This is a genomic window from Pseudofrankia coriaricola (assembly GCF_032027725.1).
GTDB lineage: Bacteria > Actinomycetota > Actinomycetes > Frankiales > Frankiaceae > Pseudofrankia.
This window is the reverse complement of the sequence record NZ_JASNFO010000096.1, coordinates 16,352-33,734: the sequence shown is the minus strand read 5'-3', so window position 1 is coordinate 33,734 and position 17,383 is coordinate 16,352. Positions and strand designations below refer to the sequence as shown.

The window sequence follows — 17,383 nt, the reverse complement described above, 5'->3', positions numbered from 1 at the left end:
GAGCAACCCCGCCATGTCCGACCTCGACAGCCAGGTTCCCTACTGGGATGCCGTCGCGGCCACGAAGACGTTCACCCACCCGCTCGATCCGCGCTGGCTCGACGGGATCAGCAGGCACGCCGCGATCCTCGACTACGGATGCGGCTACGGCCGCGTCCTGGCGGAGCTCGAACAGCACGGCTTCGACAACCTCACCGGCGCCGACACCTCGCCAGAAATGATCGAACGAGCGCGCGGCACGCACCCCGTCACGCGCTTTGCCGTCCTGGATGCGCCACCGCTCGCGCCTTTCCCCGACGCCGGCTTCGACGCGGTCCTGCTCTTCGCCGTGCTGACCTGCGTTCCAGGCGACGCCGCGCAACACCGGTTGATCACTGAGCTGCACCGCCTGCTCAGGACAGGCGGAGTCCTTTACATCAGCGACTATCTGCTGCAGGACGACGAACGCAACCGCCGTCGCTACGGCCGCTACGCCGACCGCCATGGCGGCAGCTACGGTGTGTTCGAAACGAGCGACGGCGCGGTCTGCCGCCATCACTCCCGCGCGTGGCTTTCCACCCTGCTCGCCGGGTTCGAAACGGTCCGCACCCACCAGATAACGGTTGCCACCATGAACGGGCACGAGTCGACGGGTATCCAGATCCTTGCCCGCAAGCCCTAGCCGCACGATCAAGGTTCGGAACCCGCACCCACCACCAGCCGGGCCACCAGCTTCTGCCATTGCACGCGGCGCGGTGGATCACTCGTTGAGGCAGGTGAAATTGGGGTCGGAGGCGCCGTACTAACCCCAATCCGCGGCCGAGACGCGAAATACCTCCGCGCCTTTGACGACGTGTTCGCCGCCGAAGACATCCAGGTCGTGCGGACGCCGCCGCGGACACTCCAGGCGAACTGCTCGGCGGAGCGGTTCATCCGCTCCGTCCGCCAGGAGTGCACCGACCGGATCCTCCTCTACGGCGAGTGTCACGCCACCGCCGTGCTCGGCGACTACGCCCGCCACTCCAACGATCACCCTCCCCCGTCTGATCACGTAGAGCCGCCCGGATCGTTTCATCCTTTTTGTTCCACTCATAGTTCGCCAGCTCCGTCGCGTTGACGCGGGCGACGGGGGCAGGGAGCGCAGCGACAGGAGGCGGCCGAGGGTGCTTGACGACCGGGAGAGGAACGACGGTGACGACCCGGAGTGGGCGTTCGAACGGTTCGTCGCCGTTTCGGGGGACCGGCTGCTGCTGACCGCGCTGTGGCTTGTCGGCGGTCACCGGGGCGAGGCGGAGGATCTGCTGCAGGGCGCGTTGGAACGCACCTATCGCCACTGGAACCGGGTCCGGGCGGGAAACCCGGAGGCCTACGTCCGTCGGGCGCTCGCCAACGCCGCGACCAGCCGCTGGCGCCGGCTGAGGGTCCGGGGCCACGAGGTGCCGCTGCTCGCCGAGCACGAGCCCGCCGGCCCCGACCTGCTCGACCACGCCACCCGGCTCACCCAGCGGGACGGGCTGGTCCGTGCGCTCCTGTCGCTGCCACCCCGCCAGCGGGCCGTCATCGTGCTGCGCTACCTCCACGACCTGCCAGAGGGCGAGGTGGCGGCCACGCTCGGCTGCTCGATTGGCTCCGTCCGTAGCCAGGCGTTCCGCGGTCTTGCCAGGCTCCGCGACAGCCACCACCTGGTCGACATCGCCGACACCCTGCCCGGCGACGAGCCGGCCAGAGCGAACACACTGCGCAGGAGGAACACGCTGTGACCACGAACCACCTCGAGGACGAGATCCGCGCGACCCTGCGGACCGGGCTCGGACACCCGTCCGTCGACCCTGGGCTGGCGGAAGCGGTCCGTCATCGCGTCCAGCGCCGCCGTCGGCAGACCCGCGCCCTCGCCGCCATGGCCGTGGTCGCGGTCGGTGTCTCGCTACCGGTCGTCCTCCGCACCGACGGGGCTGAGCGCGACAGCCGGCCGGCGCTGGCGGACACCACCTCTGCCTTTGCCGCTCTGGACTGGGCGAACACCACCGTCGACCCACCGGCGGAGTGCGCCGCGGGCGGTGGCGCACCGCAAGTGACGCTCCGCCACGGCGGCGGGCTGGTATCCGGCGCGACCAGCGAAGGTCCTGGCGCGGGCATGCTGCTGGTGTTCGGCGGTTCCTCCGCCGGCCGTTTCGTCGCCGGGTCCACCGCCGAACACGCGGCTGTCCTTCTGTACTGCCGCCACCTTGACCCGGGCGGCCCCGCCGTCGATACCTCGTTCGTTCAAATCTACCGCGACGACCGCACGCTGCTCGCCACCCTCACCCCGCCCGCGGTCGACGGCCAGGTTCCGACCGGGTTTGCCGACCGGAAGGTCCGCGTCACCGGCAACGAGCTCTTCACCGCGGTCGACTACCCACCTGCGCAGGACACGCCCGGGCTGATCACCCGCCGTACCTTCGTCTGGCGGTGGAATGGCACCGAGTTCACCCCGTTCCTCACCGGCGAGGAATCCATCCAGGTGGTCCCGAAGGCGTTCATCGACGTCTGGGCTGGCGACATCGCGCGCAGCGATCTCGCCGCGCCCCAGCGCGTAGCCCTCGAGATCGCCGGCGGCGAGCAGGGAACGGTCATCGGCACGCTGCTACACCTACACTGCTCCGGGAAGATGAAGCTCCTGTCGGCCGCGGCCGACGGCTCCGAGATCTACCTGGAGGAGCTGCCGGGGAACAACGGCTGCGCTCCGCCGCCCGTCCGCCTGACCATCGACGCCTCGGGCCGCCTGCACTACGACTATGTGCCGCCCACCGACTCCAGCTCGAACGTCCAGAACCTGACCGGCGGCGGCATCTTCACGAATCCCTGATTCGCGTGGGCCCGGCCAGAAGGTCTGGCCGGCTGCGGCTCGCCGATCGGGCGGGAGTCCGCGTCGTTCCGATGGGACAGCAGCACGCCCTCGCCGCCGCCGGGTAGCACGACGTGATCCGCCGGGTTGAGGGGCTACGTCCTCGAGCTCCCCACCCGGTCGGCCTTCAATGCTCAACGGCTTCGGGTTGAGTGTGCGCTGGTTGCTCGTCGATGGGCTGGAGGCGGGTGAGCAGGTCGCGGCGGCCGTGGACGGTCAGCCCGATGCTGGTGGCCAGGTCGACGTCGATCACACCGGCGAGCAGGCCCAGGATGGCACGGGGTGGGCCGTCCAGGATCAGGTCGGGGTTGTCAGCGCGTCCGACTCGGCTGCGGACCTGTCCTTGGCCGACCTCGATGACGGCCTGCTCGTCTGATGCGACGAGCTGGATGGTCACCGGCGGGGCGTCGGGATCGGTATCAGTCGTGAACCAGGCGGGGGCGTAGGCGAGCCAGCGTGCCTGGAACTCGTCTCCGGGCCGTTCGACGGTCATGTGGCGCAGTCCCCAGAGTCCGAGCGCCTTCAACACCGGTTCCAGCGCCAGGCCGTTCTCGGTCAGGGAGTACAGGACGGTGGCGACGGGGGGCGGTGCGTCCTCGCGGCTGATCAGCCCGGCGTCCTCGAGCTCCTTCAGACGGGTCGACAGGAGGTTGGTCGCGATGCCGGGCAGCCCGTTCTTCAGGTCGGTGAACCGGCATCGGCCCTGCAGCAGTAGCTCTCGGGCGATCAGGAGCGTCCAGCGGTCCCCCACGACGTCGAGGGCGCGGGCGATCGAGCAGTACTGGCCGTAAGTCCGCACGAGCTCACCCCAGGTGTCGATGGTTTAGTTTCTATATATAACGGTGGAAAAATTCTATCATCTGGACGTAGTCTTCAACCGTGATCCTGTATGGCCGTGGAGCTGGTCGTCCCCGCGAACGCGGCGCGACGGCGATCACGCCTGCCGATGCCCCAGACCCCACCTAGTCGATCTGACGGCAACCACCAGCGACGGAAGGGACCTCGTGCGATGACCTACGGAGAAACGACGGTCGACCAGACGATCGAGCGGCTCCTGACCGAACATCCGGACCTGGACGCGTCGGCCGACGGTGCGCTGGACAACCTCGACCAGTTCCACATCGGCGGCGCCGACGCGGTCGACCTCCTCATCAGCGGGCTCGCCCTCGCCGAGGGCGACCGCGTCCTCGACATCGGCTCGGGTCTCGGCGGACCCGCGCGCCAGATCGCCCACCGCACCGGCAACCACGTCCTCGGCGTCGACATCACCCCGGCCTACGTCGACGCCGCCCGCGACCTGACCGCCAAGGCCGGACTAGCCGACCTCGTCCGCTTCCAGGTCGGCGACATCGCCACGTTCGAACCCGACCCGCCGTTCCAGGCCGCGATCACGATGCACGTCCAGATGAACGTCCAGGACAAGACCTCCTGGTTCGCGCACATCGCCCGCCGCCTCGCCCCCGGCGCACGCCTGGCCGTCTGGGAGGTCTGCCAGCCGCGCCAGCGGCAGGCCGACCCGCCCTGGCCGATGCCGTGGTCACTCGACGGCACCGACAGCTTCCTCGTCACCGCCGACTCACTCCACGCCTCGATCGAACGGGCCGGCTTCACCACCACCGAGTGGACGAACCAAACGGCCTGGGCCCAGGCCTGGGTTACCAAGACCTTCTCGAACGGCCTACCCACCGGACCCGCGCTGCCGATGCTCCTCGACGACGGCTACAGCCGCGTCATCAACTACACCGCCGCCCTCGACGACGGATCCCTCGAGGTCTGGCGAGGCTCCTTTACCAGGGACGCAGTCCAACCCACTCGCTGAGGCTTTCGCCCAGGCAGCCGTCGCACGGCGCGGAAGGCCGCCTCATACCCCGGCTGCTCCCCGAAGACGAACCAGCCACCGCTACCTGACCTCGCCCGACCGGTGGGCTCCCGGTTCAAACCGGCTGCAGGCCTTGACCTGCGAGTCGAGGTGACGCTTGATTTGTTTGGTCGGACGTCGGCGATCGGATGATGAGCTTGGCTCTGAGCCCGTTCGACGTCGTGCCGGGCGTCCCAGGCTCGATGGTCCGCTACCACCAGTCCCGCTGACCGCCCGCGCCGAGAACGCGGCGCGCCAGCAACCGCCGTAACGGCGGGATGCGCATGGGGCGTACCCAGAAGAGCTCCATCGTGTTGGGCACGGCCACCACCCCGCCCCAGCTCTGGCTTCCGGCGAACCAGACCGCCCCGGGCTCCGGCGTCGCCAGCCGCTGCCGATCCGTCACGGCCGTCCTTCCTGGGCACTGGCCGCGGCGCACGGGAAGCCGGCCATCCGCGCCCAGACGGTACCGCCCCGCCCCGGGCACCGCCGGCCGTCGGGGCCGGTCTCGTCGTACATCTCCCGCGCCAGCTGCACCTGACGAGGGCCGAGTTTGGGCTTCTGCCCGCCGGTGCGGCCGCGAGCCCGTTCATCGTTCGCTCGGACATCAGCGCGTGCTCGACGATCGCGCCCAGGATCTGGAAGAACATGCCGCCGATGGCGGTGGAGGTGTCGATGCCCTGGTCGAGCGCGACCAGGTCGACGTCGCGGGCCTGTAGGCCGGCGGACAGTTCGAGGAGGTGTTCGAAGGACTGAACGCCCTTGGGTGAGACCGGTGCGAGCGCGGAGGATCTGGCCCTGGCCGTCAGCTTCGAGGCTCATGTGCACACGAGTTCAGACGTCAGCGTGGACGTCTTCGGAGGTCGGCAACCGGGATGCCGGCGACAGGTGGAGCCGGCCGGCCCGTGTGGGGTCGGCCGGCTCCACCTGTCGACAGGCTTTCGCCTCTGCGTTGGGGGTGTGTCTTCGGGGTGTGGGTCAGGCCGCCGGCTCGGGTTCGGTCTGGAGCTGGGGTGCCGCGGCCGTCCGGGCGGGCAGGTAGCGCAGGGCGATGGCGGCGGCGGCGAGCAGGGTGGCGGTGGCGGCGGTGAGGGCGAGGTTGGTGCCGTGGATGAAGGCGCTGGCGGTGGTGTGGGCGATGGCTTGCCCGGCCGGGCCGGGGGTGTGGTGGGCGATCGCGGTGGCAGCGCCGATGGGCTGTCCCGCGGTGGGCGCGGTGGCGGCGGGCAGCTGGTGGGTGAGGGTATGGGTGTAGGCGGTGGTGGCGATGCTGCCGAGGATGGCGATGCCGAGCACGCTGCCGAGGTTGCGGGTGGTGTCGTTGATCGCCGAGCCCACGCCGGTCTTGGCGGGGGGCAGCGCGTTCATGATGGATGTGGTGGCGGGTGCCATCGCCAGGCCCAGGCCGGTGGACATCACCACGGTGGCGATCAGGTAGTGCGGGTAGGTGGACGCGGTGGTGGCGGTGGCGAAGAAGGCGAGCCCGCCGGCCATGACGAGTAGGCCGCCGGCCACGGTGGCCCTGGTCCCGAGCCGGGTGGCGAGGTGGGCGCCGAACTGGGAGGCGATGGCCAGGGCGAGCGCGGAGGGCAGGGCGCGGACGCCGGCGCCGAGCGGGGAGTAGCCGAGAACGAACTGGTAGATCTGGGTGAGTAGGAACGTCGCGCCGGTGAGCGCGAAGAACATTGTCATGATCGCGGCGGATGCGGCGGTGAAGCGGGGGTTGCGGAACACGGTGACGTCGACCATCGGGTGGTCACTGTGCAGCTGCCAGCCGGTGAAGGCGGCGAGCAGAGCCGCGGTGGCGGCGGCGCGGGCCAGGGTGGTGGTCGAGGTCCAGCCGGCGGCGGGGGCTTGGATGAGGGTGTAGGTCAGGGTACCCAGGCCGGCGATCGACAGCAGCGCGCCGGCGAGGTCGGGCCGGACCGGGCGCGGTGCGCGGGAGGCGGGTACCAGCAGTGCCCCGGCGGTCAGGGCGACCGCGACGACGGGCAGGTTGACCAGGAAGATCGACCCCCAGGAGAAGTGGGCCAAAAGCCAGCCGCCGGCGGTCGGGCCGATCGCGACACCGAGCCCGCTGACTCCGGACCACAGCCCGATCGCCTTGACGCGCTCGGCGGGGTCGGTGAACACGCTGGTGAGGATCGACAGCGTGGCGGGCATGACGAACGCGGCGCCCGCGCCCATCAGGGCACGTAGCGCGATCAGCTGTGCGGTGGTGGTGGTCAGCGCCGCGCCGAGCGAGCCGGCGCCGAACACGATCAGCCCGGCGGCGAGGGCGCGGTGTCGGCCGTAGCGGTCGCCGAGGGCGCCGGCGGGTAGCAGCAGGGCGGCGAAGGCCAGGGTGTAGGCGTCGACGATCCAGGCGAGGCCGCTCGCGGTGGGATGCAGGTCGCGGGACAGGGTCGGGAGGGCCACGTTGACGATCGTGGTGTCGACCACGATCACCAGCAGGCTCAGGCAGAGTACGGCGAGGGTCGCCCACCGGCGGCGGAACGGGCCGGGCGCGCTCGCGGGCCGGGCGCCGAGGGAGGCGGGAGTCGCCGGGGCGCTCGGACGGGAGGGATGGGTGCGGGAGGGAGCGTGGATGGTGGTCATGCCGGGAACCTCTCTTGATTGATTGACCTATAAATTGATGCCGAAAAAAAAGACGATCAGTGGGCGGGCGGGGCGAACGCGTAGGAGCGCGGCAGGTCGATCGTGACGCCAATGGTCAGCAGCATCCCGGTGGCGAAGAACCGGGCGACCTGCTCCTGGTCGGCGCCCGTCATCTCCTTCACCGCGTCGAACAGCTCGACGAAGCGGCGGTGCACATGCGCTCGGATCTCCGGGTCGGCGGCCGCGGCGAAGCCCTGCATCCGGCACCGCATCAGGTCCTCGTCGGCGAGCAGGACCTGATAGGCCCGACCCAGCAGGCGCAGAGACTCAACCGGCGACTCCGCCGGGCGCAGCGCCGCGGCGAAGACCCCCCGGATCCGCTCATGCACCTGGTCCTGGCAGGCAAGGAACAACACCTTCTTGTTCTCGAACAACGCGTAGATGTAGGGCTGAGAGATCCCAGCCCGAGCCGCGATCGCCGCGGTACGCGCCGCGTGGTAGCCGTTCTCGGCGAACTCAGCCACCGCGGCCGCCAACACCTGCTCGCGGCGCTCCTCCATCGAGAGGCGCTGCTCATGGACTCGCCCAGTGGTCATGGGCCCATTATTGATAGGCCAATCATAAGATGTCAAGCCGAGCCACCGGCCGCCGCGGCTGACATCCCCCCGGCCCCGCCGACGACAAGGAGGACCCCTCGATGCCCTCGCCTCGCACCCGCGCCGTGCTGGCCGCCACCATGGCCGCGGAGCGGCAGATCCAGGCCCGCGTCCTGGACGCCGCCGACACCCTCGACCCGAACGACGACAGCCTGACCGCCCAGCAGCTGCGCGAGACAGCGGACGACACCCTGTACCTGCCGAAAATCACGTCCGGCTTGTCAGGCGGCATGTTCGTATTCGTGCAGGATGCCGATCGCGAGGTTCGCCCGCCGGGCGTTGCGCGCGGCGAGGAGCCGCGGGAGGTTGGTGGCATCGACTCGGTCGTCGTCGATCAGAACGAGTTCGCCGACTCCGAGGTGCGCGAGGAACTCCGTGATGATGTTTCCTGCTCCGCCGAGACCGACGACCGCGACGCGCATCCGGGCGAACGCCTGCTGCCCAGCGGCGCCGAACAGCATCGCCTGGCGGTGCCACTGCGCGTCGCTGTCGGGGGCGGGCGCCGGCCGTGCGTGAAGCCGGACGAGATTGTTCCCGGTGATGACGGTGTCGGCGAGGGCGGTGTCGGCGAGGGCGGCGGGTGCCGTCGGAGAGCCAGAGGTCGCCCGTGGCGGCGTGTCGTCCATGGATCGACCAGGACTCGGCTCCACCACGCGGCGGTCCAGCAGGAGTGCACGCCGGTCGGCGGTGACCGAGGACCTGTCGCGTTGGCGGGGCACAGCGGTCGGGCCAGCCGCTAAGGCATGATCGATTGGTGCATCGTCGGAGTGTCCGTTCCGTGGTCGTGGCCTCGGAGTTCGCGGGGTTCCGGTTCCCGCCAGAGGTGATCACGTTGGCGGTGCGGTGGTATCTGCGATATGGCCTGTCCTACCGGGACGTCGAGGAGCTGCTGGCCGAACGTGGCATCACCGTCTACCACGTCAGCGTCTACAGGTGGTGCAGCGCTTCACTCCGCTGTTGATCGACGCCGCCCGGCCATGCCGCCACAGCCCAGGTAGCAGGTGGTTCACCGATGAGGCGGGGCGTTCGTCGTCTTCGGCTCAGCTGGCGGTCGGCACGGGTTCTGCTTCGGTGACCGTGGTCGCGATCTTCCACTGCCGGCCTCGACGCCACGGACCGGTGCGCTTCAAGCCGTTCTCGGTGAGCAACCTGTCGGCGGCCCGTTCGAGCTCCCCGAGGTCGGCCTCGTGATCAGGCTTGTCGAGTCGGGTGACGCCGGTGTTGCCGATGCACTCGCCATCGTCATGGCGATGGCGGCTGACGCGGACTTCGCCGGTGTCGTAGTCGGCTTGGGCGCGCAGGTCCATTTCTGTCAACGGGTCCCTTTTCGCTGGGAGGGCCGGCGTCACGCGGCGACCAGACCGGGCTGTCGTCGGTCTGGTCGCCGCGGCCTGGGCTCAGCCGAGCTTGGTCCACGTGCAGCGAGTCTGGAACGCGACATCGGTCGGCTTGATGGTCACGACGCCGTGGCCTTGGACGTTGCCGTTCGCGAGGATCTCACCGAAGTCCCTGGACGTGCCGGACAGCCGCGCCCAGTAGCAGGAGTCCAGGACGTCCGCGCTGGCGTTCGTGATCTCGTAGGTACCCGGCTGGATGTTGCTACCGACCAGCCAGGTTCCCGGAGTGATCGTCGTCGCCGGTGCAGGCGCGGCGGGCACCGTGGTCGCGAGCAGGGGCGCAATATCGGGCCGCGGCACTTCCGGGCAGTAGGCGATGGCGACCGCGTACACGAAGTCCACCACCTCAGGCCGGGACACGAACCCTGTGCCTGACCGACTCCCGTCGCGATGCATCGACAACACGAGCCTCCCCAGGGGCACGCGCCGGCTTGTCCTGCTCGCCGATGACACGATCATGCCCGACTGGCCGGCCAGCCTTGCCCTCCAGCCAATGGAACTGTGCCGGGCTGATCGAAGCCCAGCCGCGACGACGGGGTGCCCACCAATCCGCCTCCCGACCGCAGACGGCGGGTCGGCGCGATGAGTGATAGGCTTGGCTTCGTTGCAGTTGTAGGTTCCTCGAACATATGGACGCCCGCGGATTCTGACAGCGGGCGTTTGTCGTGTTCCGGCCAGTTCGGCAGTGGGAGCAACCGCACCGCAGCACCCCGGCCCGCGCCAGGCGGTCCCGGTTCAGCTCCCACGAAGGAGAAGCACATGGCTCAGGGCACTGTTAAGTGGTTCAACGGCGAAAAGGGCTTCGGTTTCATCGCGCAGGACGGCGGCGGCCCGGACGTTTTCGTTCACTACTCGGCGATCGACAGCGCGGGTTTCCGCAGCCTGGACGAGAACCAGCGCGTGGAGTTTGACGTCACGCAGGGCCAGAAGGGCCCGCAGGCGGAGCACGTCCGCCCGGTCTGACGCACGCCGCTGGCGTCTGCGTCTCGGGCGCCTCAGCGTTGATCTTTAAACACCTGAACAGCTGTGCGGGTCGGCATCCGACCCGCACAGCTGTCGCCGTGTCCGCACTGTCGGTTCTGCCTGTACCGTGCCAGAACTCGGTTTCGGGGGTTTGACCTGCGACTTCTCCGCCAGGCGCAGCGGTTCATGATCTCTGTTCATGGTGGTTCGGCTGGTATATCTGGTCATGGTCCGGGTCTTCGGCTGGCTCGTCCTGCTCACCCGCAGCGACGCGGCGAGGACGGCGGAACTGCTGGTGCTGCGCAACGAGGTCTCGATCCTGCGCCGCCAGCTCGGACGACCCCGGTTCACCTGGCCCGGCCGCGCCCTCCTGGCCGCCTGACCCGGCTACTCCCCCCGGGAGGTCCGGTCGTGTCAGCTGGTGACCCCGGCGACGCTGCTGGCCTGGCATCGCCGCCTCGTCCGCCGACAGTGAACCTACCCACACCGGTCAGCGCGAGCACCATGCCCACGAAACCTGACCCAACGGTCACCAGGTCCACGTCGTTCATCCCTTCGTCGGTCAACAAGGGCCTCGGCGATGAGGCCCTCACCCTTCTAGAGCCGGCGCGCCCCGCCTGCGTGCACCCTCCGTGCCCGGACCGTTTCACCCCGATTCGTCCCCGCAGGTCGCCGTGCCCCCGCCCGATGGGGCACATCAGCCGCGTCCGAGCGCGCATGCCGGGTCGGGTCCTTCTCGGTCCTGACCCGCGTCCACCGCGCAGCGTCGACGACGTTCCGTTGCAGCGAGCCAGACAGGTGGCCTACGGCCTGAGGCTCGTGCCGCCGTGAAGGGGTTGTCGCCTCGCCGAAGGAACTCACATCGCCGAGCCCCTACCCGCCACTCCATGTCCATCGCACCGTCGGCGTCCACGCCGACGGCTGGCCATCGAGCCCGGCGGGCATGGGAGATCGGCTGTCCGGCCCGACCGGGTGGCCCCGCTTCAACGACAAGGCGCATCACGAGTCTTCTCACAGGCGGTTCGGGCGCCCATCAACCGCCACGGCCTCCCACGGCCTTGAGCCGTCCCCCGCCGCGGCCCCCGCGACAGGGCAGGCCGCGTCGAGGTCCCACGGCCTGGCACGCCCGGGTCCCGGTGAGAGGAAACGACTGGACGGCGAGCAAACGTCCGCCCACCGCGACACCTGCTCACAGCAGCCGAATTGGGGCAGTTCGTTGTGAACGGAGCGGCACGGGTCGTTTAGGGTGACCAGAAAGGACATGTCGAGGGAGATGACAGTGACCACGAGCGCTGTGCCTGACCCCGACAGCACCTACCAGCCCGTGCTCGACACCGCCGTTCCGCACTCGGCACGGGTGTGGAACTACTGGCTCGGCGGGAAGGACAACTACCCGGCCGACCGGGCGATCGGGAACCAGGTCCGCGAACTCTACCCGGAGATCATCAACATCGCCCGCGAGTCGAGGGCGTTCCTGGGCCGGGTGGTGCGGTTCCTGGCCGGCGAGGCCGGCATCCGCCAGTTCCTCGACATCGGTACCGGCCTGCCGACCGCCGACAACACCCACGAGGTCGCCCAGCGCATCGCCCCAGACGCACGGATCGTCTACGTGGACCGCGATCCCCTCGTTCTCGTCCACGCCCGGGCCCTGCTGACCAGCACCCCCGAAGGCGCGACCGCCTTCATGGACGCCGACGTCCGCCAGCCCGACGCCATCCTGGCCGCCGCCACCCGCCTCCTCGACTTCACCCAACCGATCGCGCTGATGATGCTCGGCATCCTCGGCAACGTCGCCGACACCGACGAAGCCCACAGCATCGTCACCCGGCTCCTCCACGCCGTACCCGCAGGCAGCTACCTCGTGGTCAACGACGGCACGATCCCCACCGACGACACCGCCGCGGCGGCGCGCGAGGCGGGCCGCCGCCGCAACGAAGCCGGCGACCCGTACCACCCACGCACCCCCGAGCAGCTCGCCCGGTTCCTCGACGGCCTGGAACTCGTCGAACCCGGCGTCGTCTCCACCTCACTGTGGCGACCCGACCCCGGCACCAACCCCACCCCCGTCGACAGCCACTGCGGCGTCGCCCGCAAATAACACTCACAGTTGCGTTCGGCGACTGGCGGGATTGGTTCGCGACGCTGGAGATGACGACCGCCGCAGTCAACAGCGCCCTGCAACGGGCCAGGGCCCGGCTCGGCGAGGCGGGGCTGCGCGAGGACCAGATCGACGAGCCCGCCGACCCCGGCGACCGCGCCCAGGTCGAGCGGTATGCCGTCGCCTTCGAGAGCGCTGACCTGGCGGCTCTGGAGAAGCTGCTGACCGATGACGCAGTCTTGGAGATGCCGCCGTTCCTCACCTGGTACGCCGGCCGCGAGCCCTACATCCGCTTCATGGCACGCCTCTTCACCCTCCGGGGCACGGGCTGGCGCATGGTGCCGACGCGGGCGAACGGGCAACCCCGCGCTGGCCGCCTACACACGCGCCCAGGACGGCGAATACCACCTGCACACCCTCCAGGTCTTCACCGTCACCGCGTCAGGTATCAGCCGCAACAACGTCTTCCAGGACCAGGACCTGTTCGACTCCTTCGGCCTGCCCGGCAAGATCGGCGGCGCCGAGAAATGACCCCAGGGAATCTTCCGCCAGCCTCGCCGCGACCCCTGTACCGTGCCAGAACTCGGTCTCGGGGCGTTGATCTGCAACTTCGCTGCCAGGCGCCGTGGCGGATGATCGTGGCTCAAGGTCGTGCGACTGGTGTATCTGGTCATGGTGCGGGTGTTCGGCTGGCTCGTCCTGCTCACCCGCAGCGATGCGGCGAGGATGACGGAACTACTGGTCTTGCGCCAGGAGGTCGACGTGCTGCGTCGCCAGGTCGGGCGGCCTCGGTTCACCTGGCCGGATCGCGCGGTCCTGGCCGCGCCGGCCCGACTGCTCCCCCGCGGGGCCCGGTCGTGCCGGCTGGTGACCCCGGCGACGCTGCTGGCCTGGCACCGCCGGCTGGTCCGTCGGCGGTGGATCTACCCGCACCGCACCGGTCGCCCGTCGAATGCACCGACAAGATCTTCCTCTACGGCGAACGCCACACCACTGCCGTAGACGACGTCCTGCACGGCCCCGAGGTGCGCGGTGAGCCCCTCGGCAAGGCCTCCGACCAGACCAGCCACGCTGCCGGCAAAGGTGGCGGTGACAAATCCGCTCACCCCGGAGGCGTGGCCGAGCGCCAGCACCGGATGGTTGTCGTCGTACGTCTCATTGATGTCGTACTCGTCGTAGAACATGATCGCCCTGCCGATGGCGGCGCCCAGGAACGCGCCGACCCCCACGCCGGCACCCGAGCCGGCGCCCGCCGCGAAGGAGGTCGCAAGGCCGGCCGCGACGCCCGCGGGAATGACAGGGAAAAGGCTCGCGACGATGAACCTGACAGGATCCGTGGACCTGGACCGGAGGGCGAACGTGCCGCTACCAATGCCGGCGCCGAGGATCAGGCCGAGGAATCCTCCGTCCCACATGCGGCCCAGGAACGGAGCCGGGCTGTCGGGCGGGAACAGCAGGAAGACGACGACCGCGACGGCGGGCAGGCAGCCCGTGAGCGCGGCCGCGATCAGGGCCATCCGGATAGCGCTGGCCCAGGACAGGGGCTCGTCGCGATCCTCGGCGGGCTGAGTCCCACCGGCCGGCTGAGAACCAACGGCCGCGTCCGCCGCCGTGACAGACGCCGTCCTGGCGAGGGCGGCTCCCGAAGCCGCGCGGCCAAAGCCGTCGGGCCACGCCGATGACCTGTTGAACGACGGACTCTGGCGGCCCGACAGGCCGTGCGGCGTGCCCCCCGCGCCGCGGGGGAAGGGCGGAGCCGAGCCATGGCCGGCTTCCCGAGGAACAGCCGGCCAAGGGAAGTCGGCGGTCGTCGGCGTGGGCCTCGCCGTCGGGAACGGTGGCGGGACCAGGGGCTTCGCACGGCCCGCCAGGGCGACCCGGATGTTGTCGAGAAGTTGGCTCCGGGCGGCGTCGAGCTCCAGGCCGAACAAGTCGAACGAGACGACGGCGTCCAGCAGGGCGGGCCGAGGGCAGTCCTCGACGCGGACCGGGACCAGCTTGCGGTTGAAGCCGTTCGGGTCGGCCCGGTAGGCGGCCTCCCACTCCTTCCTTCCGAACATCGAGCTCAGATACGAGTGCGAGAGGACGGCCAGGGTCCGGCGGGAGCGTTCGATGCCCTCGGCCATGCTGGTCATCCAGTGCGACCCGGGTACGAAATCCCAGACCTGCACCAGGACCTGGTAGCCCGCCTCCTCCAGCTCCCAGGCGATCCACTCCGCCCAGTCGCGGTCGGCGCTGGCGTAGGAGATGAAGAAGTCCCAGCGCTCGTCCCCCGGACGGTCGCCCGTCGTCGTGACCACGGCGTCAGTCGCGATGTCGCCGAGCCACGGAGGCGGCCACCTCGGTTCCCACGAGTGCAAGTATGCTCGCGACCGCTCACCGAGGGCCCGCCCGTGTAGGTTCCCGCGTCGATCTTCCTGCGCGTGCCGTCGATTACCACATACGCAAGGTCTTCCGCAGGCTCGGCGTGAGTTCCCGCCGCCGGCCAAGCCCTCGGCCGCCCTTTCGGAACGGGAATGGCCCCGGGTCTCGTCGGGGGCCATTCCCGCCTCGCTCACCAGCGGACCCGTCCGTGATCCGCCGACGCAAGATCCTGCGCAGGCCGGCGGGGCTGGTGACGGTCGATCGTGCCGGTCCCGTTGACCGCCCGCCGCAGGTAGCGCTGCAGGATCAGCTGCGCGGCGGCCTCCGACGGGGATTGGCGGCGCGAGCCGCTGGCGTCGTGCGTCGGGACGCGGTTCGAGGCGGTGCTGCCCGGCGGTGACGAGCGCGCCCGGCGGTCAGGCGGGCAGGGGGCGCCGGTCTCCAGGAGTGTCTTCAGGCTGGCGATGACGTTGGGCCAGCCGACGCTGACCATCTCCGCGAGGGTGCTGCCGGGAGCGAACCCGTCGTGCACCACGGTCAGCTTGACCCCGCCGGCGCCGGCGGGCTCGAGGTCGAATCTCACTCGGGTCGATTCGCGACTACCTCAAGATCCGAAGAAGCTGAAGATCCCTTACGGATCACCTTCGCTGTCACGGATCACCTTCGCTGTCATCGCCAACGCCCGACCATTCCAGCCACTGCCCGAACCGATCACAGACCCGGACCGGCTCGCCACCTCGACATCCACCGACGCGACCGGCTCGCCGGCATTCTGCACGAGTATGAACATGCCGCCTGACCTACCCGGACGTGGTTTTCGGCAGGTACAGCCCAACAGCGTCCAAAGCTGGCCAGTTATGTCGCGGTTTGCGGGCCAAAAGGTCTAGCGATTCTAGGGTATACGTGCCCGCCACGGGCAGGACTCACCGCATCGCGGTTGAGGAGCTCGTCGCCTGACCGTAGTGTTCCAGCGCGCCGAGCGATTTTCGCAGGCCACCGTCGAGAGTCTCGTTCTTCATCGCTGAATCAGGAGGACTGGTGTGTCCGTCTCCGCCATGCTGCCCGAAACGACCATGTCAACACCTTACCAGCCGCTTTCCGTGGCACCGCCCGTGATCAGCGGGTACGGGGCTGGAATAATGCCGTTCGGTACGCAGCAGCTCGCGTCCGGGGGAATTTTTAGCGGTCTACCGGGGGGCGTCGCACCGAACGCGTTCGGTGTCGGAACCGGGGTTCTTGTTCCGTTCTCCGTCCAGCAGGCCGTTGCCCAGCAGCAGCTCCAGCAGGCCGCGCTGGCAAACGAGATCGCCCATGTCGCGACGCAGCAGCAGCTCGCGCAGCAGCTGCAGCCGTTCGGTCACCTCGGATCGACGCTCGGCCACCAGCCGCAGCTCCAGCAGGCCGCGCTTGCCGGTCTGATGACCCCGCCGTGGCTACACCATGCTGTCGCCCAGCAGCAGCTCCAGCAGGCCGCGCTGGCAAACGAGATCGCCCGTGTCGCGACGCAGCAGCAGCTCGCGCAGCAGCTGCAGCCGTTCGGTCACCTCGGATCGACGCTCGGCTACCAGCCGCAGCTCCAGCAGGCCGCGCTGGCAAACGAGATCGCCCGTGTCGCGACGCAGCAGCAGCTCGCGCAGCAGCTGCAGCCGTTCGGTCACCTCGGATCGACGCTCGGCTACCAGCCGCAGCTCCAGCAGGCCGCGCTGGCAAACGAGATCGCCCGTGTCGCGACGCAGCAGCAGCTCGCGCAGCAGCTGCAGCCGTTCGGTCACCTCGGATCGACGCTCGGCTACCAGCCGCAGCTCCAGCAGGCCGCGCTGGCAAACGAGATCGCCCGTGTCGCGACGCAGCAGCAGCTCGCGCAGCAGCTGCAGCCGTTCGGTCACCTCGGATCGACGCTCGGCTACCAGCCGCAGCTCCAGCAGGCCGCGCTGGCAAACGAGATCGCCAGGTGCGCTGCTCAGCAGCAGCTCCAGCAGGCCGCGATCGCGGGCGACATCGCCCGGGTCGCCGCCCAGCAGTCGCAGCTGCACCGCCAGGCGGCGCTCGGCGGCGATGCCGTCAATCGCCTCCAGGGAGTGGTTCCGCCTGCGTGGTCGGCCCTCGTCTGACGGCTGCCTCACCGCGACGGCGGTCGCCGGAAGGTTCAGCGGCCGCCGTCGCCCCGGCGCGAGAAGGCACGACTCAGTACCCGACGCTGACCACTTCGAATGGAACCGTCTATGTCAACGGTAAGCAGCCTGCCATATCTCGGCACGACGGCGAATGGGTCGTCGTCCCGGCAGTGGTCACAGCAGCCAGGCGCACTGTTCGCTGGGCTCGCCGGCCCGGCGGTACCCGCGCAGGACACGTACCGCGCCCAGGCCGAGCTGTTCCTGCAGCGAATCCACACCTGGCTGGAGCGAGTGACGCCGAGCATCCCGCAGGTCGCGCAGTTCATCCCGCCGACCGTGGTCGCCGTGGAGCTCTACCGGGCACGGCGTACTCAGGAGTCCCTGGCACACGCATCTTCGATCGCGATGTCGCTCCAGCAGGTGATAGCCATGAACCCCGCGCTGCCGCCGCTGTGACGTGAAGTCCGAACGG

At 69.6% G+C, this 17,383-nt stretch carries 19 protein-coding genes and 3 pseudogenes; 12 read left to right on the top strand and 10 right to left on the bottom strand.

Annotated elements, in window-relative coordinates; genetic code table 11:
- The first annotated feature begins 13 nt into the window (after positions 1–13).
- The 3 genes from QOZ89_RS38510 (at position 14) to QOZ89_RS38500 (ending at position 2,824) form a co-directional block, all read left to right on the top strand.
- Positions 14–661, top strand: coding sequence for a class I SAM-dependent methyltransferase (locus QOZ89_RS38510; protein WP_071047050.1), 648 nt, complete (start codon positions 14–16; stop codon positions 659–661).
- Between the two features lie 481 nt (positions 662–1,142).
- Positions 1,143–1,739: a SigE family RNA polymerase sigma factor gene (locus QOZ89_RS38505; protein WP_071047052.1), complete on the top strand. Its 597-nt coding sequence runs from the start codon at positions 1,143–1,145 to the stop codon at positions 1,737–1,739.
- Positions 1,736–2,824: a hypothetical protein gene (locus QOZ89_RS38500; protein WP_071047053.1), complete on the top strand. Its 1,089-nt coding sequence runs from the start codon at positions 1,736–1,738 to the stop codon at positions 2,822–2,824. Before QOZ89_RS38505 ends, QOZ89_RS38500 begins: the two co-directional genes overlap by 4 nt.
- A 166-nt stretch (positions 2,825–2,990) precedes the next feature.
- Here the strand turns inward: QOZ89_RS38500 and QOZ89_RS38495 are convergent, their stop codons facing one another.
- A complete protein-coding gene (locus tag QOZ89_RS38495; RefSeq protein ID WP_312628983.1) occupies positions 2,991–3,662 on the bottom strand; it encodes a winged helix-turn-helix transcriptional regulator in 672 nt (223 codons plus the stop codon).
- A 210-nt stretch (positions 3,663–3,872) separates the two neighbouring features.
- Here QOZ89_RS38495 and QOZ89_RS38490 point away from each other — a divergent pair, with 210 nt between their 5' ends.
- Complete coding sequence (locus QOZ89_RS38490; protein WP_071047056.1) at positions 3,873–4,682, top strand: SAM-dependent methyltransferase; 810 nt, start codon at positions 3,873–3,875, stop codon at positions 4,680–4,682.
- 250 nt (positions 4,683–4,932) lie between these two features.
- Here QOZ89_RS38490 and QOZ89_RS38485 read toward each other — a convergent pair whose 3' ends face one another.
- From QOZ89_RS38485 to QOZ89_RS38470, 5 genes and pseudogenes are all read right to left on the bottom strand, one after another.
- The gene (locus QOZ89_RS38485) at positions 4,933–5,127 is read right to left on the bottom strand and encodes a hypothetical protein (RefSeq protein WP_071047057.1); all 195 of its coding nucleotides are present in this window, start codon (positions 5,125–5,127) and stop codon (positions 4,933–4,935) included.
- A gap of 226 nt (positions 5,128–5,353) precedes the next feature.
- Positions 5,354–5,419 (bottom strand): annotated as a pseudogene (locus tag QOZ89_RS47875) (hypothetical protein); the annotation flags it as partial.
- Between the two features lie 280 nt (positions 5,420–5,699).
- A complete protein-coding gene (locus tag QOZ89_RS38480; RefSeq protein ID WP_312628979.1) occupies positions 5,700–7,319 on the bottom strand; it encodes an MFS transporter in 1,620 nt (539 codons plus the stop codon).
- 56 nt (positions 7,320–7,375) lie between these two features.
- On the bottom strand, positions 7,376–7,915 hold the full coding sequence (locus QOZ89_RS38475) for a TetR/AcrR family transcriptional regulator (protein ID WP_083418191.1): 540 nt from the start codon (positions 7,913–7,915) through the stop codon (positions 7,376–7,378).
- A gap of 281 nt (positions 7,916–8,196) precedes the next feature.
- Positions 8,197–8,601 (bottom strand): ThiF family adenylyltransferase, encoded by a 405-nt coding sequence (locus QOZ89_RS38470; protein ID WP_312628975.1) that lies wholly within the window; start codon positions 8,599–8,601, stop codon positions 8,197–8,199.
- 152 nt (positions 8,602–8,753) lie between these two features.
- Between QOZ89_RS38470 and QOZ89_RS38465 the strand changes: the two are divergent.
- Positions 8,754–8,992: pseudogene (locus QOZ89_RS38465) on the top strand (IS6 family transposase); the annotation flags it as partial.
- A 23-nt stretch (positions 8,993–9,015) separates the two neighbouring features.
- On the opposite strand, the gene QOZ89_RS38460 reads toward QOZ89_RS38465, so the two are convergent.
- Both QOZ89_RS38460 and QOZ89_RS38455 read right to left on the bottom strand, forming a co-directional pair.
- Positions 9,016–9,282, bottom strand: a complete 267-nt coding sequence (locus QOZ89_RS38460; RefSeq protein ID WP_312629019.1) for a hypothetical protein — start codon at positions 9,280–9,282, stop codon at positions 9,016–9,018.
- Between the two features lie 90 nt (positions 9,283–9,372).
- Positions 9,373–9,732 (bottom strand): Rv1352/Rv1906c domain-containing protein, encoded by a 360-nt coding sequence (locus tag QOZ89_RS38455; protein ID WP_131803784.1) that lies wholly within the window; start codon positions 9,730–9,732, stop codon positions 9,373–9,375.
- 399 nt (positions 9,733–10,131) lie between these two features.
- On the opposite strand from QOZ89_RS38455, the gene QOZ89_RS38450 reads away from it, so the two are divergent.
- From QOZ89_RS38450 to QOZ89_RS38435, 5 genes and pseudogenes are all read left to right on the top strand, one after another.
- Positions 10,132–10,335, top strand: a complete 204-nt coding sequence (locus QOZ89_RS38450; RefSeq protein WP_007507818.1) for a cold-shock protein — start codon at positions 10,132–10,134, stop codon at positions 10,333–10,335.
- 199 nt (positions 10,336–10,534) lie between these two features.
- Positions 10,535–10,717 carry a hypothetical protein gene (locus QOZ89_RS38445; protein WP_241841517.1) on the top strand — a complete coding sequence of 61 codons (183 nt, stop codon included), beginning with the start codon at positions 10,535–10,537 and terminating at the stop codon, positions 10,715–10,717.
- A gap of 891 nt (positions 10,718–11,608) precedes the next feature.
- Positions 11,609–12,433, top strand: coding sequence for an SAM-dependent methyltransferase (locus tag QOZ89_RS38440; protein ID WP_071047063.1), 825 nt, complete (start codon positions 11,609–11,611; stop codon positions 12,431–12,433).
- 50 nt (positions 12,434–12,483) lie between these two features.
- Positions 12,484–12,759: pseudogene (locus tag QOZ89_RS47870) on the top strand (nuclear transport factor 2 family protein); the annotation flags it as partial.
- Positions 12,662–12,964 (top strand): sigma-70 family RNA polymerase sigma factor family protein, encoded by a 303-nt coding sequence (locus QOZ89_RS38435; RefSeq protein WP_241841518.1) that lies wholly within the window; start codon positions 12,662–12,664, stop codon positions 12,962–12,964. The pseudogene QOZ89_RS47870 and the gene QOZ89_RS38435, both read left to right, overlap by 98 nt.
- 392 nt (positions 12,965–13,356) lie before the next feature.
- Here QOZ89_RS38435 and QOZ89_RS38425 read toward each other — a convergent pair whose 3' ends face one another.
- On the bottom strand, positions 13,357–14,733 hold the full coding sequence (locus QOZ89_RS38425) for a toll/interleukin-1 receptor domain-containing protein (RefSeq protein WP_241841520.1): 1,377 nt from the start codon (positions 14,731–14,733) through the stop codon (positions 13,357–13,359).
- Positions 14,734–14,987: 254 nt separating this feature from the next.
- The gene (locus tag QOZ89_RS38420) at positions 14,988–15,380 is read right to left on the bottom strand and encodes an SRPBCC domain-containing protein (protein ID WP_071047075.1); all 393 of its coding nucleotides are present in this window, start codon (positions 15,378–15,380) and stop codon (positions 14,988–14,990) included.
- A 457-nt stretch (positions 15,381–15,837) separates the two neighbouring features.
- Here QOZ89_RS38420 and QOZ89_RS38415 point away from each other — a divergent pair, with 457 nt between their 5' ends.
- Positions 15,838–16,908: a hypothetical protein gene (locus QOZ89_RS38415; RefSeq protein WP_312628954.1), complete on the top strand. Its 1,071-nt coding sequence runs from the start codon at positions 15,838–15,840 to the stop codon at positions 16,906–16,908.
- Between the two features lie 111 nt (positions 16,909–17,019).
- Entirely contained in the window at positions 17,020–17,367 is a 348-nt protein-coding gene (locus QOZ89_RS38410) for a hypothetical protein (RefSeq protein ID WP_071047077.1), read from the top strand.
- Positions 17,368–17,383 lie beyond the last annotated feature (16 nt).